Origin of the sequence: Patulibacter defluvii, from assembly GCF_034096925.1 — a bacterium.
In the GTDB taxonomy this organism is placed as follows: Bacteria; Actinomycetota; Thermoleophilia; order Solirubrobacterales; family Solirubrobacteraceae; genus Patulibacter; species Patulibacter defluvii.
This window is the reverse complement of the sequence record NZ_JAWZSQ010000034.1, coordinates 1-26311: the sequence shown is the minus strand read 5'-3', so window position 1 is coordinate 26311 and position 26311 is coordinate 1. Positions and strand designations below refer to the sequence as shown.

Sequence of the window (26311 nt, the reverse complement as noted above, 5' to 3'; positions counted from 1 at the left end):
CGGCGGCGTGAAGTAGCGTCCCCGCCATGTGCGGGCGCTACACGATCGGGACCACCGACCCCAGCGCCTTCGACGTCCGCTTCGGGGGCGCGGTCGACATCGGCGCCCTCGGCCGCTACAACGTCGCGCCGACCGAGCCGGTCCCGGTCGTGCTCGGGCCGGCGGCTCGTGCCAGCCAGGCCGCGGAGGTCGAGCGGACGACGGTCAACGCCAGCTGGGGGCTGCTGCCGCCGTGGGCCCGCAGCCGCCGCGAGCGGCTGAAGCCGATCAACGCCCGCGCCGAGGAGCTGGCGAGCAAGAAGCTGTTCGCGCCGCTGCTGGAGGACCCGGCCCAGCGGGTGCTGGTGCTCGCCGACGGCTGGTACGAGTGGCTGCGGGCCGAGGACCCGAAGATGCGGACGCCCACCCGCCCCGACCGCGTCCCCTTCCACCACACCGTCGACGGCGGGGCGCCGGTCGCCTTCGCCGGCCTGCTGCGGACGGTCCGGGTCGACGCCGCGGAGCCCGGCCCGGCCGGCTTCGAGGCGCTGGAGCCGAGCGTCCGCGCCGGCGAGCCGCGGGACGGGCGGGTGGCGCTGCGGACGGTGACGGTGGTGACCTGCGCCGCCAACCGCGTCGCCGCGCGGCTCCACGACCGGATGCCGGCGGTGCTCGGCGGTCCCGAGGAGGAGGCGGCCTGGCTCGACCCGGCGGTCTCCGGCGCCGACGCGCTCGGGCTGCTGGTGCCGCTGGCCGACGAGCGGCTGACGATCGCCCCGGCCAGCCCGCTGGTCAACAAGGTCGACCCGGCCCACGACGGTCCGCACCTGCTCGACCCGCAGGTGACGGAGGCCCCGGGCGCGGCCGTCCAGCAGCGGCTCGACCTGCCGGGGTCCGGCGGTGGCTGAGGGCGGGCGCGGGGGCTGGGCCCACCGCTGCCTGCGGCGGCTGGCCACGATCGTCGGCGCCCCGCGGTTCCGGATCGAGGCGGCCCACGTGCTGCTGACCGCGGTCCTGCTGCTGGCCAACGCCGCCGCGGCCGGCGTCGCGCTGCTGCTGATCGCGTTCGTGATCCCCGGCTCGCCGAACGACGGCAGCGACGAGGGCGCGCTGAGCGCCAACCTGATCGTGCTGCTGGCGTTCGCGGTGGTGGTGCTGCCGGGGGTGCTGGCCTGGTCGCAGCGGACCACCTCGCGGACCCTCCGCTGGCTGCGCGAGGGCCGTCCGCCGACCGTCGAGGAGCAGGCGCGGCTGCTGCGCGGCCCGATGCGGGTGATGCGGACGATCTCGTTCAGCTGGGTGCTGGCGACGGTCCTCTTCACGCTCTTCAACAGCCAGTACTCGTGGCCGCTGGCGATCCGGGTCGGGCTGACCGTCTTCCTGACCGGCCAGACGATGGCCGCGTTCGGCTTCCTGGCCACCGAGCGGCTGCTGCGGCGGGCGGCGATCCACGCCCTCGAGCACGGCGGCGGGATCGACCGCGCGGTGCTGCCGGGGATCACCCGCCGCCAGCTGCTGGGCTGGAGCACGGCCACCGGCGGCCCGGTGCTGGGTGTGGTCTCGGTCGGGATCCTGGCCCTGGCCGGGGTCGACGGCACGACGCCGGACCGGCTGGGGCTGACGATGGTCGTCCTCGGCGGGCTGGTGCTGGTGGCCGGCCTGGTGATCGAGCTGATCGCAGCCCGCGCCGTTGCGGACCCGGTGCGCACCATCCGGCGCGCGGTCGACCGGGTCGGCCGCGGCGAGCTCGACGTGCGGATCCCGGTCTACGACGGCTCCGACATCGGCCGCCTGCAGGAGGGCTTCAACCGGATGGTGGCGGGGCTCCACGAGCGCGAGCGGCTGCGCGACCTCTTCGGGCGGCACGTGGGGGAGGACGTCGCCCGCGAGGCGCTCCAGCGCGAGGTCCGGCTGGGTGGCGAGACCCGCGACGTCTGTGCCCTGTTCGTCGACATCGTCGGCTCGACCGCGCTGGCCCTGGAGCACGAGCCGGACGAGGTGGTGGCGCTGCTCAACCGCTTCTTCGGCGTCGTGGTGGCCACGGTCGGCGCCCACGACGGCTGGGTCAACAAGTTCGAGGGCGACGCGGCCCTGGTCGTCTTCGGCGCCCCGGTCGACCAGCCCGATGCCCCGGACCGGGCCCTGCGCGCGGCCCGCGAGCTGGGCGAGCGGCTGGCCCGCGAGGTCCCGGAGCTGCGGGCCGGGATCGGCGTCAGCGGAGGACCGGCCGTCGCGGGCTACATCGGCACCGAGGAGCGCCTGGAGTACACCGTGATCGGCGACCCGATCAACGAGGCCGCCCGCCTGACCGAGGCGGCCAAGGAGACGCCCGCCCTGGTCGCGGCCGCCGGCCGGCTGGTGGCCCGGGCCGGCGACGACGAGCGCCGCCGCTGGACCGGCGTCGGAGAGCGGACCCTACGCGGCCGCGACGCGCCGACGGTGGTGATGGTCCCGGGGGAGGGGTAGGGACAAGCGGCCCGACCGCGCCCTTCGCGCGCCAGGCCGGTGCCTCGACCCGCGTGACGCGCGGGAGGCCGCTCAGCCGAGCGTTTCGCGCGGCAGCCCGGTGGCCCGGCCCGCCTGACGCGCGGGAGGCCACTCAGGAGAGCGTTTCGCGCGGCAGCCCGGTGGCCCGGCCCGCGTGACGCGTGGGAGGCCGCCCAACCGAGCGTTTCGCGCGCCAGCCCGGTGCCCCGACCCACCTGACGCGCGGCCGGCCGCCCCGCCGATCCCCGGCCCCGACCGTCGCCGCCGGCCGCTCCACCACCCAACGTCGCCGGCCGGGCCGCCGCCGCTGCGCTCCCCGCTCCCTCACCGCCGCGTCAGCACCAGGACCACGCCGGCCGGAGCCGCCCCGGCTCGGAACACCGACCGGTCCGGCGGCCCCCGACCCACCAGCGCGGGAGCACCTGCCCAGACGCGCGCCTCACCCACCAGACGCGCCCCCACCGGCGGCGCGCCCCCACCGACCAGCCACCCGCCCCACGACCCCACCCCCCACCAACCCCCCCCCGCCGCACAGAGGCCCCCCCGACCACGAGGTACGGTCTCCGCGATGCTCCGGCGCCGCTCGTTCCGCCCGCCGTGGGTCGGCGCGCCGGGCCTGGGTCCCCGGGCGCGGCTGGACGCGGCGCGCGGCCGCTCGGCGGACCCGCGGCAGGTGGTGCGCTCGACCCGGGTGCTGCTGGAGCTGGTGCTGATCGCCGCCAACGTCGGCGCGGCGCTGCTCAGCATCCTGCTGGTGGTCTTCGTCACCCCCGGCACCGGCGAGCTGCTGCGCGGCACCCGCCTGACCCAGAACCTGGCCGTCGCGGGGGCGCTGGTCGTGGTGATCGTGCCGGCGATGATCGTCTGGTCGCGGCGGGCGCTGCGGCGGGCGCTGCGCTCGATCGAGCCGGACGCGACCGCTGCCGATCGCGACCGGCTGGTGCGGGCGCCGCTGCGGATCCTGAAGGTCTTCTCGCTCCTGTGGGTGGCGGTGGCGGTGGTCCTCGGCGCCTACGACCTGCCCGCCTCGTCGCTGCTCGCCTTCTGGATCACCGCCACCGTGCTGATGGTCGGCGGCAGCGCGGCGGCCTTCAGCTACCTGGCCGCCGAGCGGCTGCTGCGGCCGGCGGTGCTGCTGGCGATGGAGGGCGGCGCCGTCGACCGCGCGCTGCTGCTGAGCGCCACCCGCCGCCAGCTGCTCGGCTGGGGGACCGCGACCGCCGGACCACTGGTCGGCGCGGTGGCGATCGGGCTCTTCACGCTGCTCGGGATCGGCGGTTCGTCGGGCGATCGGCTCGGTGTCTCGATGGTGGTGATCGGCGTCGGCGGGATCCTGGCCGGGGCGACGCTGCAGCTGCTCTCGGCCCGCGCCGTCGCCGACCCGGTGCGGACGGTCCGCGAGGCGGTCGACCGGGTCCGCGAGGGCGACCTCGACGTCCGGATCCCGGTCTACGACGTGGCCGAGATCGGGCGGCTCCAGGCCGGCTTCAACCGGATGGTGGCCGGGGTCCAGGAGCGCGAGCGGCTGCACGACCTCTTCGGCCGCCACGTCGGCGCCGACGTCGCCCGGGCGGCGCTGCGCGAGCAGATCCCGAGCGGCGGCGAGGAGCGCGAGATCTGCGCCCTCTTCGTCGACCTGGTCGGCTCGACCACGCTCTCGTCCGAGCGCCGCCCGGACGAGGTGGTGGCGCTGCTCAACCGCTTCTTCGCGATCGTGGTCGAGGTCGTCGGCACCCACGGCGGGTCGGTCAGCAAGTTCCAGGGCGACGCTGCCCTGGTCGTCTTCGGCCTCCCGACCGCCGCCGCCGACACCCCGGACGCGACCCTGCGGGCGGCGCGGGTGATGGCCGAGCGGCTGGCCGAGCGGCTGCCCGAGGTGCGGGCCGGGATCGGCGCCACCACCGGTCGCGTGATCGCTGGCTACCTCGGCACGGCCGAGCGGTTCGAGTACGCGGTCGTCGGCGACGCGATCGACGAGGCCCAGGCGCTGAGCGACGCGGCGAAGGGTCAGCCGCGGCTGGTGGCGGCCTCGCGCGGGCTGGTCGCGCGGGCGAGCGCGATCGAGCAGGAGCGCTGGCGCCCGGCCCCGCGACGACTGCCGCTGCCGCTACCCCGTCGTGCCCAGCCCGGCGACGCGATGGTCCCGGTGGCGCCATGACCGCCGCCGCCGAACCCCGACCGGGGCCGCGACCACCCCGCTGGCGCCCGTCGCTGTCCCCCCGCGAGGCGCTCGCCCTGCTCCGCGACCCGGCGCCCGAGGACCCCCGCCGGGCCGTCGACCGGGCCGGGCTGCTGATCGTGCTGGTGACGGCCCCGGCGAACGCGCTGGCGGTCCTGGTCGAGTGCCTGCTGCTGATCGTCGCGATCCCCGACGACCGCCACGCGACGCTCGAGCTGTGGCTCCAGAACGCGGTCCTGATCCTGGTCGTCTTCGCCGTCGCCGGCGGGGTGATGCTCTTCTACGCCCTGCGGCTGTGGCGGCGGTTCCGCTCGTGGGCGGGCGAGGGCGCGCTCGACGAGCAGGAGCGGGCGCTGGCCGTCCGCGTGCCGATCCTGACTATGCGGGTCTGGGCGATCGCCTGGATCGCGGCGGCGGTCCTCTTCGGGCTCTTCAACCTGCGCGAGTCGACCTACCTCGGGGCGCGGGCGCTGGTCGCCTCGCTGCTGGTCGGCCAGGCGATGGCCGCCTTCGCCTACCTGGTGGCCGAGCGGGCGATCCGGCCGGCGCTCGCCCACGTGCTCGGCAGCGCCGAGGTCGACGATCCGGCGCTGCCCGGGATCGCTCGCCGCCAGCTGCTGGGCTGGACCAGCACCGCCGGCAGCGCCTTCCTGGCGATCGCGCTGGTCGGGGTCGGGACGCTGGCCGGCGCCGGCCGCTTCGACGACGACCGGCTGGCGCTGACGCTGGTGCTGGTCGGGCTGGCCGGGCTCGGCTTCGGGTTCGTCGTCCAGTGGCTGGCGGTGCGGGCGGTCGCCGATCCGATCCGGGCGGTCCGCGACGGCCTCGACGGGCTCCGGGCCGGCCGCTTCGAGACCCGGATCGACGTCGACGACGGGGCCGAGATCGGCCGCCTCCAGGCGGGCTTCAACCGGATGGCGGCGGCGCTCGAGGAGCGCGAGCGGGTCCACGACCTCTTCGGCCGCCAGGTGGGGGAGGAGGTCGCGCGGGCGGCGCTCGACGACGACGTCCGGCTCGGCGGCGAGACCCGCGACGTCTGCGCGCTCTTCGTCGAGGCCCAGCCGGCGGCCTCGCGGGGACCGGCCCGGCGGCCGGACGAGGTGATCGGCGCGCTCAACCGCTTCTTCGCGGTCGTGGTCGAGACGGTCGCCGCCCACGACGGCTGGGTCAACAAGTTCCAGGGCGACGCGGCGCTGGTCGTCTTCGGCGCGCCGGCCGACCAGCCCGACGCCCCCGACCGGGCGCTGCGCGCGGCCCGCGAGCTGGGGCTGCGGCTGGCGGCCGAGCTGCCCGATCTGCCGGCCGCGGTCGGGGTCAGCGGCGGCGGCGCGGTCGCCGGCTACATCGGCACCGAGGAGCGGTTCGAGTACACGGTGATCGGCGACCCGATCAACGAGGCGGCGCGGCTGACCGAGGTCGCCGCCGGCCTGCCGGGACGGGTCGCCGCGGCGGGCCGGCTGGTGCGGCGGGCGGGGGCCGTCGAGCGCGCCCGCTGGCGGCTCGACCGGCGGATCCGGCTGCGCGGCCGGGGCGAGCGGACCGCGGTGATGGTCCCCCGCCGCTGACCGCCGGTCGCTGGCCGACGGCAGGTCGCGCGCCGCGCGGGTCTGCCACGAGGGCGGATCGCGGCGCCCGCCGCCTGTCCCGACGGCGTACGGGAGCGCCCCGCGGCCGAGCGATAGTGGTCGTGGCGATGCCCCCGACCCCGACCCCGACCCCTCCCTACCGCTCGCCCCGCGGGACCTACGACGAGGCGCTCGCGGCGGCCGGGCCGCGGCCCCACGCCGAGCGGCTGATGGACGCGGTCGGGTCGCTGGCGCCGGCCCAGCTGGCCGCGCTCGGCCGCCGCCGCGACCGCAGCTTCCTCCAGGCCGGGATCACCTTCGACGCGATCGGCCCCGACGGCCAGGCGGTCGACCGGCCGTTCCCGCTCGACCTGGTGCCGCGGATCATCCCCGCCGACGAGTGGTCGACGATCAAGCGCGGGCTGGCCCAGCGGCTGCGGGCGCTGAACCAGTTCATCGACGACGTCTACCACGGGCGCGAGATCGTCCGCGAGGGGATCGTCCCCTGGCGGCTGGTGGTCTCGCGCAGCCACTTCGCGCGCCCGGTCGTCGGCGTGCGGCCACCGGGCGGGGTCTACGCGCACGTCGCCGGGCTCGACCTGGTCCGCGACGGCGAGGGCGACTGGCGGGTGCTGGAGGACAACGTCCGGACGCCGTCGGGGATCTCGTACGTGCTCGCCAACCGCCAGGCGATGACCCGGCTGGCGCCACGGCTGTTCGGCGGCTACCGGGTGCGGCCGGTCGACCACTACCCGCAGGTGCTGCTGGCGGCGCTGCGGGCGGTCGCCCCGGCCGACGACGACGAGGCGACCGTGGTCGTCTGGACCCCGGGGCCGCTCAACCCGGCCTACTTCGAGCACGCCTTCCTCGCCCACCAGATGGGGGTCGAGCTGGTCCAGGCCTCCGACCTCGTCGTGCGCGGGGACGTCTGCTACATGCGGACCACCCGCGGCCTCGAGCGGGTCCACGCGATCTACCGGCGGCTCGACGACGACTTCTGCGACCCGCTCGACTTCCGCCCCGACTCGGTGATCGGGGTCCCGGGGCTGCTGCGGGCCTACCGCGCGGGCACGGTCGCGGTCGCCAACGCCTTCGGCACCGGGGTCGCCGACGACAAGGCGGTCTACCCCTACGTGCCGGACATGATCCGCTTCTACCTGGGGGAGGAGCCGATCCTGCGCAACGTCCCCACCTACCGGCTCGACGACCCCGAGGTGCTGGCCGACGTGCTCGGGCGGCTCGACGAGCTGGTGGTCAAGCCGACCGGCGAGTCGGGCGGCAAGGGGGTCGTGATCGGGCCCCACGCGACCGCCGAGGAGCTGGCCGCGACCCGGCGGGCGGTGCTGGCCGACCCCGCTGGCCACATCGCCCAGGACGTCGTCCGGCTGTCGACCGTCCCGACCGTCGAGGAGGACGGCACCCTCGGCCCGCGCCACGTCGATCTGCGACCGTTCGCCGTCTTCGGCGAGGCGATCCGGGTGATCCCCGGCGGCCTCACGCGGGTGGCGATGGACCCGGGCTCGATGGTGGTCAACAGCTCGCGCGGGGGCGGGTCGAAGGACACCTGGGTGCTGGAGGGCGACCGTCCCGACCGCCCCTCCGAGCCGGAGCACGCCGGCGTCCAGGGCGAGCGGCTGCTCCCGGCCCTGCCCGAGGTCCGCTGGGGCGGGGCGTGGACCGGCCAGGCCCAGCAGCAGCAACAGGCGCCCGCGGTCGGCCGGCGGGTGCGCTGATGCTGGCCCGGATCGGCCACGAGCTGTACTGGCTGGGGCGCTACGTGGCCCGCGCCGACCACACCGCCCGGATGCTCGAGGGCGTCTTCGCGGCCGATCTCCAGGGCCGCCCGGACGACCCGGTCGGCGTCCACCTCTCGTGGGGTCCGGTGATGGCGATCATGGGCGCCGACTGGGACGGCGGCCGGGTCGACGCCGACGAGGCGCTCCAGGGGCTGCTGCTCGACCCGACCCGCGACACCTCGGTGGTGGCCTGCGTCCGCCGCGCCCGCGCCAGCGCCCGCAACCTCCGCGACGTCGTCCCGCAGGACATGTGGGAGGCGATCAACACGCTCTCGCTGGAGCTGCTGGCGGTGACCCCGGACGGGCTGCTGCTCGATCCCTCGGCGGCGTTCCGGGTGGTGCGCGAGCGCTGCACGCTCTTCTGGGGCCTGATGGGGACGACGATGCTGCGCGACGAGGCCTCGGCCTTCCTCGCCGCCGGCGAGCGGCTGGAGGGCGCCAGCGTGCTGCTGCGGGTGCTGCGGGTGACGCTCCCGGCGCTGGCCGGGACCGCGCCCGACGGCGGCGAGATCGACGGCCAGGCCCACGCGCTGCTGCGGGCGGTCGGCGGCGAGCAGGCCTTCCGCCGCTCGCCGGCGGGCCCGCCCGACACCGCCCACGTGGCGCGCTTCCTGCTCTTCGAGCGCGACTACCCGAACTCGGTCGCCGCCCACGTCGCCGCCGTCCACGACGCGATCGACCGGGCCGACGTCGCCTCCCGTTCGAGCCCGCCGGTGCTGCGGCTGTCGCGGCTGACGGCCGACCTCGACTTCCACCGCCGCAGCCTCGAGGCCGCCGACCGGCGCCTGCTGCTGGAGCAGTGCGTCACCGTCCAGGAGGAGCTCGACGCGGTCGACCGCGACGTCTCCGACCGCTACTTCGCCGGCGCCCTGCGGCCGGTCGCCTTCAGCGTCTCCTGACCGCCCCCCCCCGCCTGTGCACTTCGCGATCGACTACGTCACCGAGTACCGCTACGACGGCGAGGTCGTGGACAACCTGAACGCGATCCGCGCGCGACCCGCGACGACCTCGCTCCAGCGCTGCGACGAGTTCCACGTCCGCACCGATCCCGAGACCCGGCTGCACCGCTACGTCGACTACTTCGGCACCGAGGTGGTCGAGTTCGGCATCGACCGGCCCCACGACCACCTGACGATCGACGTCCGCGCCCGGGTCACCACCAGCGAGCCGGATCCGCCGCCCGAGGCCCCGTGGGACGCGATCCGGGCCCCGGCCTACGACGTCGCCGGCGGCGAGTTCGTGCTGCCGGCCGCCGACGACCCGCCGCCCGAGCGGCTGGCGCCGCTGCTCGACCTGACCCGCGCGACCTCGCCGCTGGCCACCGTCCGGCTGGCCACCGAGCTGCTGCGCGACCGCTTCGCCTACGACCCGACGGCGACCTTCGTCGGCACCACCACGGCCGAGTTCCTCGACCGCGGGGCGGGGGTCTGCCAGGACTTCGCCCAGCTGGCGGTGCGGCTGCTGCGGGGCCACGGGATCGCCGCCCGCTACGTCTCGGGCTACCTCTGGGCCCGCGACCCGGACGGCGGCGAGGACTCGATCGAGGTCGCCACCCACGCCTGGATCGAGGCGCTGCTGCCCGGCCTCGGCGGCCGCGACGAGCCGGTCTGGGTCGGCAGCGACCCGACCAACGGCGTCCTCGCCGGCCCGACCCACGTCAAGATCGGCCACGGTCGCGGGTACCAGGACGTGCCGCCGATCCGCGGCGTCTACCGTGGTCAGGCCCGGGCCGAGCCCTCCGCGCGGGTGACGATGACCCGGCTCGATCCGCAGATCAGCCCGCGCGCCTGACGCGCGGGCGAGGCGGGAGGCCCGGGAACGGCCGATCCGCTACTCTCCCTCGCCGGACCTGCCCAAGGGTGGGTCCGTCTTGTCGGGTCGTTTCGACGGCCCGCCACGGAGAACTTGACCGCATCGACGTACGGGAGCCCGGGAATGGCCCGCGGAGATGTCCGCGTCGCAGTCACCCTCGCATGCGAGGAGTGCAAGCGCCGCAACTATCAGACGAAGAAGAACAAGCGCAACACGCCGGACCGGCTCACCATCAGCAAGTACTGCCGCTGGTGCCGGACGCATACCTCCCACAAGGAGACGCGGTAGCGGCTGACGCCGCCCGACGGGACGAACGCCGCCATGGCTGCCGAGGAACACGACGAAGAGCGCACGCGCCTGTCCGCGACCCCCAAGGGGGGCGGACAGCCCGCACCGGCCGGTGTACCGGCCGAGGCTCCCGCCACCCGCGGGGGGATCGCGCGCTTCCCGGGGTTCCTCCGTGCGTCGTGGGCCGAGCTGCAGCGCGTCCGCTGGCCGGACCGCACGCAGGTCGCCCAGGGCACCGGCGTGGTGGTCGTGTTCGTGATCCTCGCCGGGCTGTTCCTCGGCGGGGTCGACGCGCTCGCGTCCAAGATCGTCGACCTGATCATCTGATCCGCCCCGTCCCCCGGCCGCTGCGCACCCCCACTTCACGCTCATGTATCGCTGGTACGTCGTAAATACCTTCTCCGGCCACGAGGCCAAGGTGAAGCAGAAGCTCGAGCACCGACTGGTGTCGCTCGGGCAGCGGCGTGCCGTCCGCCAGATCGTGGTGCCGACCGAAACGGTCACCGAGGTCAAGGACAACCAGAAGGTCACGTCCGAGAAGCGGACGATGCCCGGGTACGTGCTCGTGCAGATGGACCTCAACGACGACTCGTGGCAGCTCGTGAAGGGCACTCCCGGCGTCACGGGGTTCGTGGGGGCCGGCGACGAGCCGATCCCGCTCACGCAGGAGGAGATCGACCGTCTCCTCAAGCGCGCGCAGCAGCCCACCAAGGCGCAGGCGCGCGCGCAGTTCACGGTCGGCGAGTCCGTCAAGGTCGTCGCCGGTCCGCTGTCCGACTTCTCGGGCGAGATCGCGGAGGTCTCCCCGGACGCGGGCAAGCTCAAGGTTCTTGTGTCCATCTTCGGCCGGGAGACCCCGGTCGAGGTGGGCTTCGATCAAGTGAAGAAGATCTGAGATGGCGAAGAAGGTCTTGACCCAGATCAAGCTGCAGGCCCTCGGCGGACAGGCCTCGCCGGCCCCGCCGGTCGGTCCCGCGCTCGGTCAGCACGGGCTCAACATCATGGAGTTCTGCAAGGCGTTCAACGCCCAGACGCAGCAGGACGCCGGCACCGTGATCCCGGTCGTCATCACGGTCTACGAGGACCGCTCGTTCACCTTCGTCACGAAGACGCCGCCGGCGGCCGTGCTGATCAAGCAGGCGCTGAACCTGAAGAGCGGCTCCGGCGAGCCGCACAAGACCAAGGTCGGCACGCTGTCGGCCGATCAGGTCCGGCAGATCGCCGAGAAGAAGCTGAACGACCTGAACGCGAACGACGTCGATGCGGCGATGAAGATCATCGCCGGCACCGCCCGCTCGATGGGCGTGGAGGTGGAGGCCTGATGAGCACCAAGCACGGCCGCAAGTTCGTCGCCGCCAAGGCGAAGGTCGACCGCACGCGCGAGTACCCCGCGTCCGAGGCGCTGGCGCTCGTCAAGCAGCTCTCCCGCGCCAGCTTCGACGAGTCGGTCGAGGTCCACATCCGCACCGGCCTCAACGTCCGCCACGCGGACGAGCAGCTGCGCGGCACCATCGCGCTGCCGCACGGCCTCGGCAAGTCGGTCACGATCGCCGTCTTCGCCGCCGGCCCGAAGGCCGAGGAGGCCACGGCCGCGGGCGCCGACATCGTCGGCACCGACGACCTGGCCAAGAAGATCGAGGAGGGCTTCAACGACTTCGACGTCGTGATCGCCACCCCCGATCAGATGCCGCTGGTCGGTCGCCTCGGCCGGATCCTCGGCCCGTCGGGCAAGATGCCGAACCCGAAGGTCGGCACCGTCACGATGGACGTCGCCAAGGCCGTCGAGGAGTCGAAGGCCGGCAAGGTCGAGTACCGCACCGACCGCACGGCGATCGTCCACCTGACGATCGGCAAGACGTCCTTCCCCGCCGAGCAGCTGGTCGACAACCTCGCCGCTGTCCTCGACGAGGTCAACCGTGCCCGGCCGTCCGCGGCCAAGGGCCGCTACATCCGCTCGGTGACCGTGGCTTCGACCATGGGCCCCGGCGTGAAGATCGACCAGTCGCGGGTCAGCGACAGCGCCGAGGAGCGGGTGCCCGCCGCCGCCTAGGCTGCGTCACACACGTTCCCTGCGCCCCCGAAGACCCTCGGCTGGCCGTCGCCCGACGGCTGGAAGCCCGAGACAGGAGGCCCATGAACCGCGAAGAGAAGACAGCGGCGATCGCCGAGATCGCCGACCACATCAAGGAGTCCGAGGCGGTCCTCGTCGTCGACTACCGCGGACTCTCGGTCACCCAGGCCGGCGAGCTGCGGTCGCAGCTGCGTGACGTCGACGCGAGCCTGACGGTCGCGAAGAACACGCTGACCGGGCGCGCCATCAGCGAGGTCGGCGAGACCGCCGAGCCGCTGCGCGACTTCCTGACCGGCCCGACCGCCCTGACCTACGTCAAGGGCGACGTCGCCGCGGCCGCGAAGGCCCTCACCACCTTCGCCAAGGACAACGGGGACCTGCCGGCCTTCAAGGGCGGCGTCCTCGACGGCAAGCAGCTCGACGTCGACGAGATCAAGGCGATCGCCAAGCTCCCGTCGCGCGACGTCCTGTACGGCCAGCTGGTCGGCGTCGTCGCCGCCCCGCTGACCGGTCTGGCGCGCGGCCTGGGCGGCCTGCTCGGTGGCCTCGCCATCGCGCTCGGCCAGGTCCAGGAGAAGAAGGCGTCGGGCGAGATCCCGGCGGGCGATGCGCCCGCCGCGGCGGCGCCCGCGGCCGAGGAGGCGCCGGCGGCCGACGAGGCTCCCGCCGCCGAGGAGACCGCTGCGGAGGCTCCGGCCGCCGACGGCGAGAGCGCGGAGGCCGAGGCCCCCGCGGAAGAGACTGCAGCAGCAGACGAGTCGGGTGCGTCGGCGTAGTTCCGCCGCAACCCGCTAGACCCACCCGAATCGCACACAGGAGAACGAAGCATGGCTACCACGCAGGAGTGGATCGACGAGCTGAAGAGCATCTCGGTGCTCGAGCTGGCTGAGCGCATCAAGGCGCTCGAGGAGGAGTTCGGCGTGTCGGCGACCGCCGTCGCCGCGGCCGCCCCGGCCGCCGGTGGTGGCGGTGGCGAGGCTGCCGCCGCCGAGGAGCAGAGCTCCTTCGACGTGATCCTCGAGTCCGCCGGCGACAAGAAGATCGGCGTCATCAAGGTCGTCCGCGCCGCGACCGGCCTGGGCCTGAAGGAGGCCAAGGCCGTGGTCGACGAGGCGCCCGGCGCCGTCAAGGAGGGCGTCGACAAGGACGAGGCCGAGAAGCTGAAGGCCGAGCTCGAGGAGGCTGGCGCCACCGTCACGCTCAAGTAGCGCGACGGCAGCGTCCGCTGCCCGACCTCCGGCGCCGCCGTTCGCGGCGGCGCCGCACGCCGACAGGGCGGTCCTCGCGGAGGGCCGCCCTGTTCGCGTTCCGGGGGCCTCGACCGCCGCCGAGCGGGTCCGCAAGCACGCCCCCGCTCGCGCAGCTACAATCGACCTCGTCGACCGATAGTCGCAGCCGTCCTCCTGTACGGATCCCGCGCCACATACGCGGGTCCGCGGACGGGGTCCGTGAGCGTCGACCGCCCTCGCGCGGGGGTCTACTCCTCCGTGTGCTAGTTTTGACGTTCGCGCTCGTCTGCCCGCCGAGCGCGAATCCTCGCCCAGACATCCCGACCCTCCGAGGAGTCGCCCGCCTTGTCCACGGTCAACGCCCTGCGCACGCGTCGCACGTTCGCGCGTCTCGATCAGGTCCTCGACGTCCCCAACCTCATCGACATCCAGCGTCGGTCCTTCGACTGGCTCGTGGATCCGGAGAAGGGGGGCCTCCGCGAGACGATCGACGACATCTCGCCGATCGAGGACTACACCGGCAACCTGGCCGTCGAGTTCGGCGAGCTGGAGTTCGGCGAGGAGACGCACTCGCTGGCCGAGTGCCGGGAGAAGGGCCAGACCTACTCGCGGCCGCTGTCGGTCGAGGTCGCCTTCGTCAACCGCGAGACGGGCGAGATCCGCGAGCAGTCCGTCTTCATGGGCGACTTCCCGTGGATGACCGAGCGGGGCACCTTCATCGTCAACGGCACCGAGCGCGTCGTCGTGACGCAGCTGGTCCGTTCGCCGGGCGCCTACCTGATGGAGCCGAAGGACCGCGAGAAGCAGGTCTTCGTCGCCAACCTGATGCCGGCGCGCGGCTCGTGGCTCGAGCTCGAGATCGACAAGAAGGGCAAGGTCTTCGTCCGCATCGACCGCAAGCGCAAGCTGCCGGTCACCGTCCTGCTGCGGGCGATGGAGTACAACCCCGAGCTCGACGCCGACCACGAGGAGACCGACGCCGACGTCGACGCCCTCGACCAGACGATCCTCGATCGCTTCAACGGCTCGGCCTACATCCGCAACACGCTGCTCACCGACACCGAGCAGACCCGGACCAAGAAGGGCGCGCTCGTCGAGCTCTTCAAGAAGCAGCGCCCTGGCGAGCCGCCGACCGTCGACGCCGCCTACGCGCTGCTGCAGACGCTCTTCTTCGATCCGAAGCGCTACGACCTGACGCGCGTCGGCCGCTACAAGCTCAACTCGCGGCTGCACCTCGACATCGACCTCGAGACGCGCCACCTGACGCCCGAGGACATCTACCAGCTGATCCGCGAGCTGGTCGCCCTCCCGCGCGAGCTCGGCATCCCGGAGGACGAGGACGTCGAGATCAAGGACTACGCGGCCGAGGCCGCGGCGATGCCGCGCGAGCCCGTCGCCGACCTGCTCGACGAGTACGAGCACTTCGGCAACCGCCGCCTGCGGACCGTCGGCGAGCTGATCCAGGACGCCTTCCGCGTCGGCCTCTACCGGATGGAGCGCGTCGTCCGCGAGCGCCTCACCACCGAGGACGAGGACACGATCACCCCGCAGTCGATCGTCAACATCCGCCCGGTCTCCGCGGCGCTGAAGGAGTTCTTCGGCTCCTCGCAGCTGTCGCAGTTCATGGACCAGAACAACTCGCTGGCCGGCCTCACGCACCGCCGCCGCCTGTCGGCGCTCGGCGCCGGCGGCCTGACCCGCGAGCGCGCGCCGATCGAGGTTCGCGACGTCCACCCGACCCACTACGGCCGGATGTGCCCGATCGAGACCCCGGAGGGCCCGAACATCGGCCTGATGGGCTGCCTCTCGACCTTCGCGCAGGTCTCCGAGCACGGCTTCGTCACCACGCCCTACCGGGTCATCAAGGACGGCAAGGTCACCGGCGAGATCGTCCACCTGGACGCCACGCAGGAGGAGACCAACCTCGCCGCCCAGGCCGACGCGCCGGTCGGCGAGGACGGCACGCTGCTGGAGGACGAGGTCCTCTGCCGCACCCAGGCCGGCAAGTACGTCGTGGTGCCGAAGGCCGAAGTCACGCTGATGGACGTCTCGCCGCAGCAGATCTGGTCGGTCGGCACGGCGATGATCCCGTTCCTCGAGCACGACGACGCCAACCGCGCGCTGATGGGCGCGAACATGCAGCGGCAGGCCGTGCCGCTGCTGAAGACCGACGCCCCGCGGATCGGCACCGGGATGGAGGCCCGTGCCGCCCAGGACTCGGGCGACGTCGTCGTGGCCCGCCACGACGGCACCGTCAGCTACGTCGACGGCAACCGGATCGTCGTCGAGCACGGCGAGGGCAAGGACGAGCACCACCTCGAGAAGTTCGAGCGCTCGAACCAGGGCACCCTGATCCACCAGCGCCCGCTGGTGAAGCGCGGCCAGCCGGTGCTCGCCGGCCAGGTCCTCGCCGACGGCTCCTCGACCTCGATGGGCGAGATGGCGCTGGGCAAGAACCTGATGGTCGCCTTCATGTCCTGGGAGGGCTACAACTTCGAGGACGCGATCATCCTCAGCCGTCGCCTCGTCAGCGACGACGAGCTGACCTCGATCCACATCGAGGAGTACGAGATCGACGCGCGCCAGACGAAGCTCGGCGACGAGGAGATCACCCGCGACATCCCGAACCGCGCCGAGGAGTCGCTGCGCAACCTCGACGACCGCGGGATCGTCCGGATCGGGGCCGAGGTCGGCTCCGGCGACCTGCTGGTCGGCAAGGTCACGCCGAAGGGCGAGACCGAGCTGACCGCCGAGGAGAAGCTGATCCGCGCGATCTTCAAGGAGAAGGCGCGCGAGGTCCGCGACACCTCGCTCAAGGTCCCGCACGGCGAGGGCGGCGTCGTGATCGACGTCAAGACCTTCCACAAGGACGACGGCGACGACCTGCCGCCCGGCGTCAACGAGCTGGTCCGGGTCTTCGTCGCCAAGAAGCGCAAGATCTCCGAGGGCGACAAGCTCGCCGGTCGCCACGGCAACAAGGGCGTCATCTCGAAGATCGTCGACATCGAGGACATGCCGTTCCTGGAGGACGGCACCCCGGTCGACGTGATCCTCAACCCGCTGGGCGTGCCGTCGCGCATGAACGTCGGCCAGGTGCTGGAGATCCACCTCGGGTGGGCCGCGGCGCAGGGCTGGTACCCCGACGGGACCGAGGCCTGGGAGCAGCGCGAGGGCAACAAGGGCGGCGGCGTCTACGTCTCGACCCCGGTCTTCGACGGCGCGACGGTCGCGCAGGTCGACGAGGCCCTGGTCAAGTGGCAGGACAACCACACCGCCAACGGCGGCGCGATCAACATGGACGTCGACAAGTCGCGTCCGGTCGGCACCCAGGCCAGCGGCAAGTTCACGCTCTACAACGGCCGCACCGGTGAGCCGTTCGACGAGCAGGTGACCGTCGGCTACATGTACATCCTGAAGCTGCACCACCTGGTCGACGACAAGATCCACGCTCGCGCGACCGGCCCGTACTCGCTCGTCACCCAGCAGCCGCTGGGCGGCAAGGCGCAGTTCGGCGGCCAGCGGTTCGGCGAGATGGAGGTCTGGGCGCTCGAGGCCTACGGCGCCGCCTACACGCTGCAGGAGATGCTCACCATCAAGTCCGACGACACCGTCGGGCGCGTGAAGGCCTACGAGGCGATCGTCAAGGGCGAGAACATCGCCGAGCCGAGCGTCCCCGAGTCCTTCAAGGTGCTCCTGAAGGAGATGCAGGCGCTGTCGCTCGACGTCCGCGAGATCCACGACGAGGGCGTCGCCTCGGCGGCCGACGACGAGGACGAGCTGCTGCGCGCGGCGGAGGAGCTGGGCATCGACCTGGGCGGCGTCCGCGCCGACCTCGGTGACGAGCCGGCCGCCGACGAGGACGTGGCCGGCGACGACGGCGACGCCGACGGCGAGCCGTCCGCGGAGGCCGAGCCCTCCGACGAGGGCGATCTGCAGGACGAGGCCGGGGTCGCCCCGGTCGAGGAGGACGAGGCGTAGGACGGAGGCGGCGCCCCGCGCGCCGCCGCTCCCGACGCCCCGCCAAGCACACGATTGGGAATCCCACACACCGTGCACGACATCAACACGTTCGACGCCATCGAGATCGGCCTCGCCTCCTCCAAGCAGATCCGTTCCTGGAGCTCCGGCGAGGTCCTCAAGCCCGAGACGATCAACTACCGCACGCTCCGCCCCGAGCGGGACGGCCTCTTCTGCGAGCGCATCTTCGGTCCGACCAAGGACTGGGAGTGCTACTGCGGCAAGTACAAGCGCGTCCGCTACAAGGGCATCATCTGCGAGAAGTGCGGGGTCGAGGTCACCCGCTCGAAGGTCCGCCGCGAGCGGATGGGCCACATCGACCTGGCGGCCCCGGTCAGCCACATCTGGTTCTTCAAGGGCGTGCCCAGCCGGATCGGCTACCTGCTGGACATGGCGCCGAAGGAGCTGGAGAAGATCCTCTACTTCGCCGCGTCGATCATCACCTGGGTCGACCAGGAGGCGCGCTGGCGCGACCTGCCGGAGCTCGAGGCGCAGGTCCAGGAGGACCTCGACCAGGCCGCCGCGATGGAGAAGGACGAGCTCGAGGGCCTGCAGCGGTCGCTCGACGCCCGCCTGCAGTACCTCCAGGACGGCTCGCAGGACGCCTTCACCGACGACGACTACCTGTGGGCGGAGTCGCTCGACATCGTCGTCGGCAAGCTGACCGACGACGAGCGCAAGAAGCACACCAACGACACCAAGAAGCAGCTGACGTCGGAGATCGACGATCTCCGCGCGCACTACGAGGAGTCGCGGGCGCGCCTGCGCGAGGTCTGGAAGCTCTTCGCCAACAAGGAGGAGCCGTCCGACGACCCGCCCGCCGAGGGCGAGGACTGGCCGCTGAAGGCGTTCACCGACAAGGCGATCGAGAAGGACGACTTCGTCCCCAAGACCGTCATCGCCGACGAGACCTTCTTCCGCGAGCTGAAGATGCGGTTCGGCTCGCCGTACGGCTACGGCGAGTACTTCGGCGGCGGCATGGGCGCGGAGAACATCCGCGAGCTGATGCTGCTGAAGCCCGAGTACGACCGCGAGGCCCCGCGCCGCGATCCGGACACGGAGCGCCTGGCCGGCGTCGACCTCGACGTCCGCGACCAGCCGGGCATCTGCCTCAAGCACGAGCGCGAGGACCTCGAGGACCTGGTCAAGAACGGCAAGGGCCAGAAGCAGCAGCGCGCCGTCAAGCGCCTGAAGGTCCTGTCGGCGTTCTACGACCCGGACAACGCGCCCTTCTACTCGCGGGTCAACAAGCCCGAGATGATGGTCCTGGACGCCGTCCCGGTGATCCCGCCGGACCTGCGCCCGATGGTCCAGCTGGACGGTGGCCGCTTCGCGACCTCCGACCTCAACGACCTCTACCGCCGCGTCATCAACCGCAACAACCGCCTCAAGCGCCTGCTCGATCTCGGTGCCCCCGAGATCATCGTGAACAACGAGAAGCGGATGCTGCAGGAGTCGGTCGACGCGCTGTTCGACAACGGCCGTCGCGGTCGCCCGGTGACGGGCCCCGGCAACCGTCCGCTGAAGTCCCTGAGCGACATGCTCAAGGGCAAGCAGGGCCGGTTCCGCCAGAACCTGCTCGGCAAGCGCGTCGACTACTCCGGCCGCTCGGTGATCGTGTCCGGTCCGTCGCTGCGGCTGCACCAGTGCGGTCTGCCGAAGCTGATGGCGCTGGAGCTGTTCAAGCCGTTCATCATGGCCCAGCTGGTCGAGCGCAAGGACGCGCAGAACATCAAGGCCGCCAAGCGCCTCGTCGACGAGTCGCGCGAGGAGGTCTGGGACGTCCTCGAGCAGGTCATCCAGGAGCACCCGGTGCTGCTGAACCGCGCGCCGACGCTCCACCGCCTGGGCATCCAGGCGTTCGAGCCGAAGCTCGTCGAGGGCAAGGCGATCCAGGTCCACCCGCTCGTCTGCTCGGCCTTCAACGCCGACTTCGACGGCGACCAGATGGCCGTCCACGTGCCGCTGTCCGCCGAGGCCCAGGCCGAGGCGCGGCTGCTGATGCTGTCGTCGAACAACATCCTCTCGCCGGCCAACGGCGCCCCGCTCGCGACCCCGTCCCAGGACATGGTCATCGGCGGCTACTACGTCACGCTCGGGCCGGAGCCCGAGGTGCTGGCGGAGAAGCACCGGGCGCTCTACGCGGGCGAGTGGCCGGCCGACGAGCCGAAGCCGCGCGTCTTCCGGACCGCCGCCGAAGCGGCCCTGGCCGACCAGCACGGCGCGGCCAAGCTGCACGACATCGTCGAGTTCCGGGCCCCGGGCCGCGAGCCGGTCCTGACCACGCTCGGGCGCGTCATCTACAACGAGCGGATCGAGCGCTCGCTGCAGGAGACGCTCGGCGAGGACTTCGATCCGGCGTCCTACGTCTTCATCAACCAGTCGATGAGGAAGAAGGACACCCAGCGGTTCATCGACCAGCTGGTCCAGATCTACGGCCCCTCGACGATCTCGCTGGTGCTCGACGCGTTCAAGGACCTCGGGTTCGAGTTCGCGACCCGCGCCGGCGTCACGATCTCGAAGAACGACGTCGTCATCCCGCCGAAGAAGGGCGAGATCCTCAAGCGCTACGAGGGCGAGGTCGCCGACATCGAGGAGCAGTACGAGGACGGCCTGATCACCGAGCAGGAGCGTCACGAGCTCGTCGTCAACAAGTGGAACGAGGCGACGGAGGTCGTCGCCAACGCCATGGAGGAGCACTTCGACTCCCGGAACCCCATCTACATGATGGCCAACTCCGGGGCTCGTGGATCGCTCAAGCAGATCCGCCAGCTGGCCGGCATGCGCGGCCTGATGTCGAACCCGAAGGGCGAGATCATCGAGCGGCCGATCAAGGCCAACTTCATGGAGGGGCTCGACGTCCTCGAGTACTTCATCTCGACCCACGGCGCCCGCAAGGGCCTGGCCGACACCGCGCTCCGCACCGCCGACTCGGGCTACCTGACCCGGCGCCTGGTGGACGTCTCGCAGGACGTGATCATCCGCGAGCCGGACTGCGGCGCGACGGAGGGCATCAAGCTGCCGGTCTTCACCGAGACCGGTGACCTGAACCCGAACCTGGCCGGCCGGATCGCCGTCGAGGACATCGTCGTCGCCGGCGAGACCGTGATCGCCGCGGGCGAGGAGATCGACAACGTCCGCGTCGAGCAGCTGACGCAGCTGGACGAGACGGAGCGGCCGACGATCCACGTCCGCTCGGTCGGCAAGTGCCTGGCCCTGACCGGGATCTGCCAGGCCTGCTACGGCCGCTCGATGGCGACCGGCCAGATCGCCGAGATCGGCGACGCGGTCGGGATCGTCGCCGCGCAGTCGATCGGCGAGCCGGGCACCCAGCTGACCATGCGCACGTTCCACACCGGCGGCGTCGCCGGCGCGGACATCACGCACGGTCTGCCGCGTGTCGTCGAGCTGTTCGAGGCGCGCAAGCCGAAGGGCCTGGCGAAGATCGCCGAGCACGACGGCACGGTCGCGATCGAGAGCACCGACAAGGCGCTGACGGTCGTGATCACCGACGCCGCCGGCGACGAGCACCGCTACACGTTCCCCCGCCGCACCCGCCTCTTCGTCGAGGAGGGCCAGAAGGTCAAGGTCGGCGAGCAGCTCAACGAGGGCTCGCTGTACCCGCACGAGCTGCTGGCGCTGCAGGGCCGGACCGCGACCGAGCAGTACCTGGTCAAGGAGGTCCAGGCGGTCTACAAGTCGCAGGGCGTCGACATCAACGACAAGCACATCGAGCTGATCGTGCGTCAGATGCTGAAGCGGATCCGGGTCGAGCAGAAGGGCGACACGGACTTCCTCCCGGGGCAGTTCGTGGACCGCAACGAGTTCTTCCGGGTCAACGAGCAGATCGAGGCCGACGGCGGTGAGACGGCGACCTTCGAGGAGGTCATCCTCGGCATCACCAAGGCGTCGCTCAACACCGACTCGTTCCTCTCGGCGGCCTCCTTCCAGGAGACGACGAAGGTGCTCACCGACGCGGCGCTGGAGGGCAAGCGGGACGACCTGCTGGGCCTGAAGGAGAACGTCATCATCGGCAAGCTGATCCCGGCGGCGACGGGTCTCCGTCACTACCGCCGGATCGAGATCGAGCCGACCGAGCCGCTGCCGCACGCGGGCGACGTGGCCCTGCTCGAGGGCGACGAGCTGCTCGGCGACCTCGACCTCGACGCCGGCCAGCCCTACGGCGACGAGCTGAGCCAGGACCTGCGGGACCTGGAGCAGCTGGGCGGCGCCTCGGGCGACCTGGCCGACGAGCTGATCGAGCTCGACGTCCCGCGCGAGGACCCGCGCGGCTGACCCTCGGCGATCCGGCCGGCCGGCGCCTGCGCGCCGGTCCGCCGACCGCCCGACGAACCACGACGCCCCGGCCCGACGGCCGGGGCGTCCGTCGTTCGGCGGCAGTCGAACGGGTGGCCGCTCGTCCAGCCGCCGGTCGGCCGCCGAGGTTCGACGACCGACGATCGACCGCTCCTCGCCCGTTGGCGACGGGGCATCCGCGGCCCCGCCGGCGGCCAACGTCCGTCCAATCCCGGCGGTCCGTCGTACAGGATCAACCGCCGAACGGACGAACTTACGGAGAGATGGGTAACTCCTTTAGGCGGGGCCTGTACCTTCTGGCGACTCTCCGGTCGGATCCGCGGACCTCCGTCGTCCCACGACGTGGCGGATGCGCCCGGTGACCTCCCCTCCCTGATGCTGCAACTCGGAATCCTCCTCGCCCTGCTGAGCGCGCTCGCCGCGAACCTCGGCTTCCTCTACAAGCACCGCGGGGCCAACGAGGCGCCCGTGGTCGATGCCCGGCATCCGATCCGGACCGGCCTGGCGCTCTGGAAGTCGCGCTGGTTCGCGGCCGGCATGCTCGTCGGCGCCGTCGGCTGGGCGCTGCACACCGCGGCGATCGCGATCGCCCCGATGTCGGTCGTCCAGGTCGTGCTGGCGGGCGGGATCGTCCTGGTGGCGGTGCTCGCCGACCGGGTCTTCGGGATCTCGGTCGGCCGCCGCCAGTGGGCGGGCCTGATCCTGACCGGCGTCGGGCTGGCGCTGCTGGTGGTCGCGATGCCGGCCGTCAACGACGCCCACGCCACCTTCCGGGTCGCGGCCCTGGCGGCCTTCGAGGGCGGTCTGCTGGCCCTCGGCGTGCTGCTGATCGCCGGCGGCCACCACGAGCGCGGCGCCCACCTGCGGGGGCCGCTGCTCGGCGCCGCCGCCGGCGTCCTCTTCGGCGTCTGCAACGTCGCGGTCAAGGCCACCACCGGCGTCCTGGCCGCCGGCGGGACGATCCTCACCCCGTGGGTGCTGGTGGCGATCTCCGCCTCGGTGCTCGCCTACTACATCTCCGCCCGCTCGCTCCAGGAGGGCGGCGCGGTCGAGGTGATCGCGATCACCGCCACCGGCGCCAACGTCGTCGGGATCCTCGGCGGGCTGGTCGTCTTCGGCGATCCGATCGCCACCAACACGGTCGGGATCGTGCTCCAGACCGTGGCCTTCGCGATGGTCGTCCTGGCCGCCGCCCTGCTGCCCGCGCCGCGGGCGGCGTCGATCGCGCCGGCCCCGGCCGGCGCCGCGGCCTAGCGCCGCGGCCGGCCGGGCCCCTCGTCGTTCAGGCGGCGGCGGTCCCGGCCAGGATCGCGTCGGCCACCCGCTCCGGGTCGTCCCAGAGCGGCACGTGGCCGCAGCCGGGCAGCGGCGCCAGGCGGGCGAAGGGCAGCCGCTCGATCGCCCGCGGGCCCTGGCGCGGCAGCAGCAGCGCGTCGCGCTGGCCCCAGGCGATCGTCAGCGGCGTCGAGGTCGCGCCGCCGCGGATCTCGGCCCCGAAGGTGGCCCGCATCACCGGCAGCGTCCCGGGACTGTGCGCCAGCCCGCGGACCAGGCCGGCCAGCTCCTCGCCGGGGACCGCCCACGGCTTGGCGAACATCTGCGCGCCGAGCGCGGCCCGCAGCGGCTTCGGGCTGGCCAGCCGGTCGGCCTGGCCGGCGATCGCCTTGCAGGCGGCGTGGGTGGCGCGGACCGAGGCCTTGGCGAACGCCGCCTCCGGCCGCGAGGCGAACCCGACCGGGTTGATCGCGACCGCCGACGAGACGGCGTCGCGGCTGGCCAGCTCGACGGCGATCCCGCCGCCGACCGAGATCCCGGCCACGGCTGGCTTGACCAGGCCGGCGTCGGCCAGGAACTCCTGGATCGCGTCGGTCAGGCGGCTCAGGGTCGGTGACCCGGGCAGGGTCCGGCTGTCGCCGAACCCGGGCAGGTCGAGCGCGTAGACCTCGCGCTCGGCGGACAGGCGGGGCAGGACCGGACGCCATGCGTTGCGGTCGCCCCCGAGGAAGTGCAGCAGGACCAGCGGTGCGCCCTCACCGGAACGATCGTGAGCCAGCATGGCGCGACCCTACCGGCTGTCGGGGGCCCGTCCGACCGCCGTGGCATGCTCTCCGGCGAGCGGCGCCCCGGAAGCGACGTCGGACCGCAGCGCCCCGCGGCGCCGGCCTTGCTAGCATCGCCCGTCGCATGCCCACGACCAGCCAGCTCGTTCGGAAGGGCCGCAAGGCCAAGGCGAAGAAGCTCTCCACCCCCGGCCTCAAGTCGGGCAAGGGGCGCAAGAAGAAGGTCGCCGCGCCTCAGCGCCGCGGCGTCTGCACGCGTGTCTACACGACGACGCCGAAGAAGCCGAACTCCGCGCTGCGCAAGGTCGCCCGCGTCCGGATCAGCTCCGGCATCGAGGTCACGGCCTACATCCCCGGCGAGGGCCACAACCTGCAGGAGCACTCCGTGGTGCTCGTGCGCGGTGGCCGCGTGAAGGATCTGCCGGGCGTGCGCTACAAGGTCGTGCGCGGGTCGCACGATGCCGCCGGCGTCAACGACCGCAAGCAGGCTCGCTCGCGGTACGGCGTCAAGAAGGGGAAGTAGGCCATGGCTCGTCGCGCCAGCGCCCAGACCCGCACGCTCGAGCCGGACGCCGTCCATCGCTCGCGGCTGGTCCATCAGCTCATCAACAAGGTCCTGCTCGACGGGAAGAAGTCGACCGCCGAGGGCATCGTCTACGACGCGCTCGCGATCCTCGCCGAGAAGACCGGCGGCGACACGGTCGAGCAGCTCGAGATCTCGATCAAGGCCCTGACGCCGCAGCTCGAGGTCCGCTCCCGCCGCGTCGGCGGTGCGACCTACCAGGTCCCGGTCGAGGTCCCCGCGGACCGCGCCCGCACCCTGGCGCTCCGCTGGCTGGTCGACGCCGCGCGCAGCCGCCGCGAGCGCTCGATGGCCTCGCGCCTGGCGAACGAGCTGCTCGACGCCCAGAAGCAGCAGGGCGGCGCCTACAAGAAGAAGGACGACATCTTCCGCATGGCGCAGGCGAACAAGGCGTTCGCGCACTACCGCTGGTAGCGCGGGCGGCGCCTGGCGTCCGCGGACGCTTCGGATCTCGCCACCGGGTTCGCTCGGCAGGACTGGCGTCCAGCTCTCGCTTCCCGGCGGCGACCTCCTCGGTCCACGAACACCAGGCATCCACCCGCAGCGGTTCTTTCGACGGCCACCCATCGGGTGGCCGTTCTGCGTTCTGGGGCCGGCGGTCCGTCCCGCCCGCGGTGACGTTCTTCCCGCTCGGCGACCGGAAGGTCACCGGGGGGCGGCGCTGAGGACCCGGGCCGCGTGCCGCTCGAAGGCGGCGCGGCTGGCGACCGGGCGCAGCTGGGCGAGCATCATCGCGTCGGGCGAGACGCGGGCGCCGATCCGGAACGGGACGCCGATCGGGGCGGGGGAGTGGAGCGCCCGTCCGAGCAGCGAGGAGACCACCACGATCCGGCGCACGCGCGGGCGTCGCAGCCGCTCGAAGCGGGCGAATGCCACCGTCGGGTCGCCGCCGGCCGCCAGCAGGCCGCCGAGCAGCACGCCGTCCTCGATCGCCTGGGCGCCGCCCTGGCCCAGGTGCGGGCGGGTCGGGTGCGCGGCGTCGCCGATCGCCACCACCCGTCCCCGCGACCAGCGGCGCGGCATCCGGCGGTCCTCGATCGGGTGCCACAGCAGCTCGTGCTCCGGGGTCGCCGCGATCAGGGCCAGCAGCTCCGGATCCCAGTCGGCGAAGCGGTGGGCCAGATGGGCGTGGGGGTCCGGCGGGCGACGGGCGTCGGGGCCGGCCCGCTCGGTGGTGAACCAGTACGTCTCGCGCGGGCCGACCGGCATCAGGCCCGCCTCGCGCGCCGGGCCCCAGAACTGGCAGGGATCCTCGCCGGTCGCCAGCGGGGCGATCCCGCGCCAGCCCAGGTAGCCCGCCGGCCGCGGTCGCAGCCGCGGGTCGAGCGCCCGCGCCACCGGCGAGGCGATCCCGTCGGCGCCGACCAACACCGACGCCTCCAGCCGCTCGCCGCCGTCGAGCCGCAGGACGACCCGGTCGGCGAGGGGTTCGAATCCCTCGACCGCGCGCCCGGCCCGGACGACGCCCGCGTCGAGGCCACCGGCGAGCGCCTCGAGCAGCGCCGTCCGCCGGATCCCGACCAGCTCCTCGCCGAGCGCCTCCCGCAGCCGCTCCCGCCCCGGCCGCTGCAGCCAGCGCCCGTCCGGCGTCCGCGTCCCGGCCGGGACCGCCCGCCGGCCCGCCGTCCGGACCGCGTCGCCGAGCCCGATCCGGTCGAGCGCCGCCAGCGCGTTCGGCCAGATCGACAGCCCCGAGCCGCCGGCCGGCACCGTCGCCGGCCGTCGCTCCAGCACCACCACCGGTCGGCCCGCCCGCTGCAGCGCGGCCGCCAGCGTCAACCCCGCGATCCCGGCGCCGGCGATCGCCACCGGCCGCTCGTCGCTCACCGCCGCGGCTCCGGCCCGCCGTCGCGCCCGCCGTCGCCCTCGGGTCCGGTCCAGGCCTCGCCGGCCCAGTCGGCCGCGGCCCAGCCGCCGGCGTCGGCCGC

Annotated in this window: 21 protein-coding genes; 19 read left to right on the top strand and 2 right to left on the bottom strand. The window is 73.1% G+C overall.

Annotated elements, in window-relative coordinates:
* The first annotated feature begins 26 nt into the window (after positions 1-26).
* The 17 genes from SH587_RS22905 (at position 27) to SH587_RS22825 (ending at position 22994) form a co-directional block, all read left to right on the top strand.
* Positions 27-887, top strand: coding sequence for an SOS response-associated peptidase (locus tag SH587_RS22905; protein WP_320672984.1), 861 nt, complete (start codon positions 27-29; stop codon positions 885-887).
* Positions 880-2445 carry an adenylate/guanylate cyclase domain-containing protein gene (locus SH587_RS22900; RefSeq protein WP_320672983.1) on the top strand — a complete coding sequence of 522 codons (1566 nt, stop codon included), beginning with the start codon at positions 880-882 and terminating at the stop codon, positions 2443-2445. The genes SH587_RS22905 and SH587_RS22900 overlap by 8 nt, the downstream gene beginning before the upstream one ends.
* A 589-nt stretch (positions 2446-3034) precedes the next feature.
* Positions 3035-4624, top strand: a complete 1590-nt coding sequence (locus SH587_RS22895) for an adenylate/guanylate cyclase domain-containing protein (protein WP_320672982.1) — start codon at positions 3035-3037, stop codon at positions 4622-4624.
* The gene (locus SH587_RS22890) at positions 4621-6210 is read left to right on the top strand and encodes an adenylate/guanylate cyclase domain-containing protein (RefSeq protein WP_320672981.1); all 1590 of its coding nucleotides are present in this window, start codon (positions 4621-4623) and stop codon (positions 6208-6210) included. The genes SH587_RS22895 and SH587_RS22890 overlap by 4 nt, the downstream gene beginning before the upstream one ends.
* Positions 6211-6338: 128 nt before the next feature.
* Positions 6339-7943, top strand: coding sequence for a circularly permuted type 2 ATP-grasp protein (locus SH587_RS22885; RefSeq protein WP_320672980.1), 1605 nt, complete (start codon positions 6339-6341; stop codon positions 7941-7943).
* The gene (locus SH587_RS22880) at positions 7943-8905 is read left to right on the top strand and encodes an alpha-E domain-containing protein (protein WP_320672979.1); all 963 of its coding nucleotides are present in this window, start codon (positions 7943-7945) and stop codon (positions 8903-8905) included. Before SH587_RS22885 ends, SH587_RS22880 begins: the two co-directional genes overlap by 1 nt.
* A 16-nt stretch (positions 8906-8921) precedes the next feature.
* Complete coding sequence (locus SH587_RS22875) at positions 8922-9797, top strand: transglutaminase family protein (RefSeq protein WP_320672978.1); 876 nt, start codon at positions 8922-8924, stop codon at positions 9795-9797.
* Positions 9798-9941: 144 nt separating this feature from the next.
* Positions 9942-10106, top strand: a complete 165-nt coding sequence (gene rpmG / locus SH587_RS22870) for a 50S ribosomal protein L33 (RefSeq protein WP_081488611.1) — start codon at positions 9942-9944, stop codon at positions 10104-10106.
* Positions 10107-10139: 33 nt separating this feature from the next.
* Positions 10140-10433: a preprotein translocase subunit SecE gene (secE, locus tag SH587_RS22865; protein ID WP_320672977.1), complete on the top strand. Its 294-nt coding sequence runs from the start codon at positions 10140-10142 to the stop codon at positions 10431-10433.
* 43 nt (positions 10434-10476) lie between these two features.
* Positions 10477-11001 (top strand): transcription termination/antitermination protein NusG, encoded by a 525-nt coding sequence (gene nusG / locus SH587_RS22860; protein ID WP_320672976.1) that lies wholly within the window; start codon positions 10477-10479, stop codon positions 10999-11001.
* Position 11002: 1 nt separating this feature from the next.
* Positions 11003-11428 (top strand): 50S ribosomal protein L11, encoded by a 426-nt coding sequence (rplK, locus tag SH587_RS22855; protein WP_320672975.1) that lies wholly within the window; start codon positions 11003-11005, stop codon positions 11426-11428.
* On the top strand, positions 11428-12156 hold the full coding sequence (gene rplA / locus SH587_RS22850; RefSeq protein ID WP_320672974.1) for a 50S ribosomal protein L1: 729 nt from the start codon (positions 11428-11430) through the stop codon (positions 12154-12156). Before rplK ends, rplA begins: the two co-directional genes overlap by 1 nt.
* An 83-nt stretch (positions 12157-12239) precedes the next feature.
* Positions 12240-12953, top strand: coding sequence for a 50S ribosomal protein L10 (rplJ, locus tag SH587_RS22845; RefSeq protein WP_320672973.1), 714 nt, complete (start codon positions 12240-12242; stop codon positions 12951-12953).
* A 51-nt stretch (positions 12954-13004) separates the two neighbouring features.
* On the top strand, positions 13005-13385 hold the full coding sequence (gene rplL / locus SH587_RS22840; RefSeq protein WP_320672972.1) for a 50S ribosomal protein L7/L12: 381 nt from the start codon (positions 13005-13007) through the stop codon (positions 13383-13385).
* Between the two features lie 366 nt (positions 13386-13751).
* Positions 13752-17384 (top strand): DNA-directed RNA polymerase subunit beta, encoded by a 3633-nt coding sequence (gene rpoB / locus SH587_RS22835; RefSeq protein WP_320672971.1) that lies wholly within the window; start codon positions 13752-13754, stop codon positions 17382-17384.
* A 72-nt stretch (positions 17385-17456) separates the two neighbouring features.
* Positions 17457-21719, top strand: coding sequence for a DNA-directed RNA polymerase subunit beta' (rpoC, locus tag SH587_RS22830; protein WP_320672970.1), 4263 nt, complete (start codon positions 17457-17459; stop codon positions 21717-21719).
* 396 nt (positions 21720-22115) lie between these two features.
* The gene (locus SH587_RS22825; RefSeq protein ID WP_320672969.1) at positions 22116-22994 is read left to right on the top strand and encodes a DMT family transporter; all 879 of its coding nucleotides are present in this window, start codon (positions 22116-22118) and stop codon (positions 22992-22994) included.
* A 28-nt stretch (positions 22995-23022) separates the two neighbouring features.
* Here the strand turns inward: SH587_RS22825 and SH587_RS22820 are convergent, their stop codons facing one another.
* The gene (locus SH587_RS22820; RefSeq protein WP_320672968.1) at positions 23023-23796 is read right to left on the bottom strand and encodes an alpha/beta fold hydrolase; all 774 of its coding nucleotides are present in this window, start codon (positions 23794-23796) and stop codon (positions 23023-23025) included.
* A gap of 128 nt (positions 23797-23924) precedes the next feature.
* On the opposite strand from SH587_RS22820, the gene rpsL reads away from it, so the two are divergent.
* Positions 23925-24323: a 30S ribosomal protein S12 gene (rpsL, locus tag SH587_RS22815; protein WP_320672967.1), complete on the top strand. Its 399-nt coding sequence runs from the start codon at positions 23925-23927 to the stop codon at positions 24321-24323.
* A 3-nt stretch (positions 24324-24326) separates the two neighbouring features.
* A complete protein-coding gene (gene rpsG, locus SH587_RS22810; protein WP_320672966.1) occupies positions 24327-24797 on the top strand; it encodes a 30S ribosomal protein S7 in 471 nt (156 codons plus the stop codon).
* A gap of 231 nt (positions 24798-25028) precedes the next feature.
* Here the strand turns inward: rpsG and SH587_RS22805 are convergent, their stop codons facing one another.
* Positions 25029-26210 (bottom strand): FAD-dependent monooxygenase, encoded by a 1182-nt coding sequence (locus SH587_RS22805; RefSeq protein ID WP_320672965.1) that lies wholly within the window; start codon positions 26208-26210, stop codon positions 25029-25031.
* Positions 26211-26311: the final 101 nt, after the last annotated feature.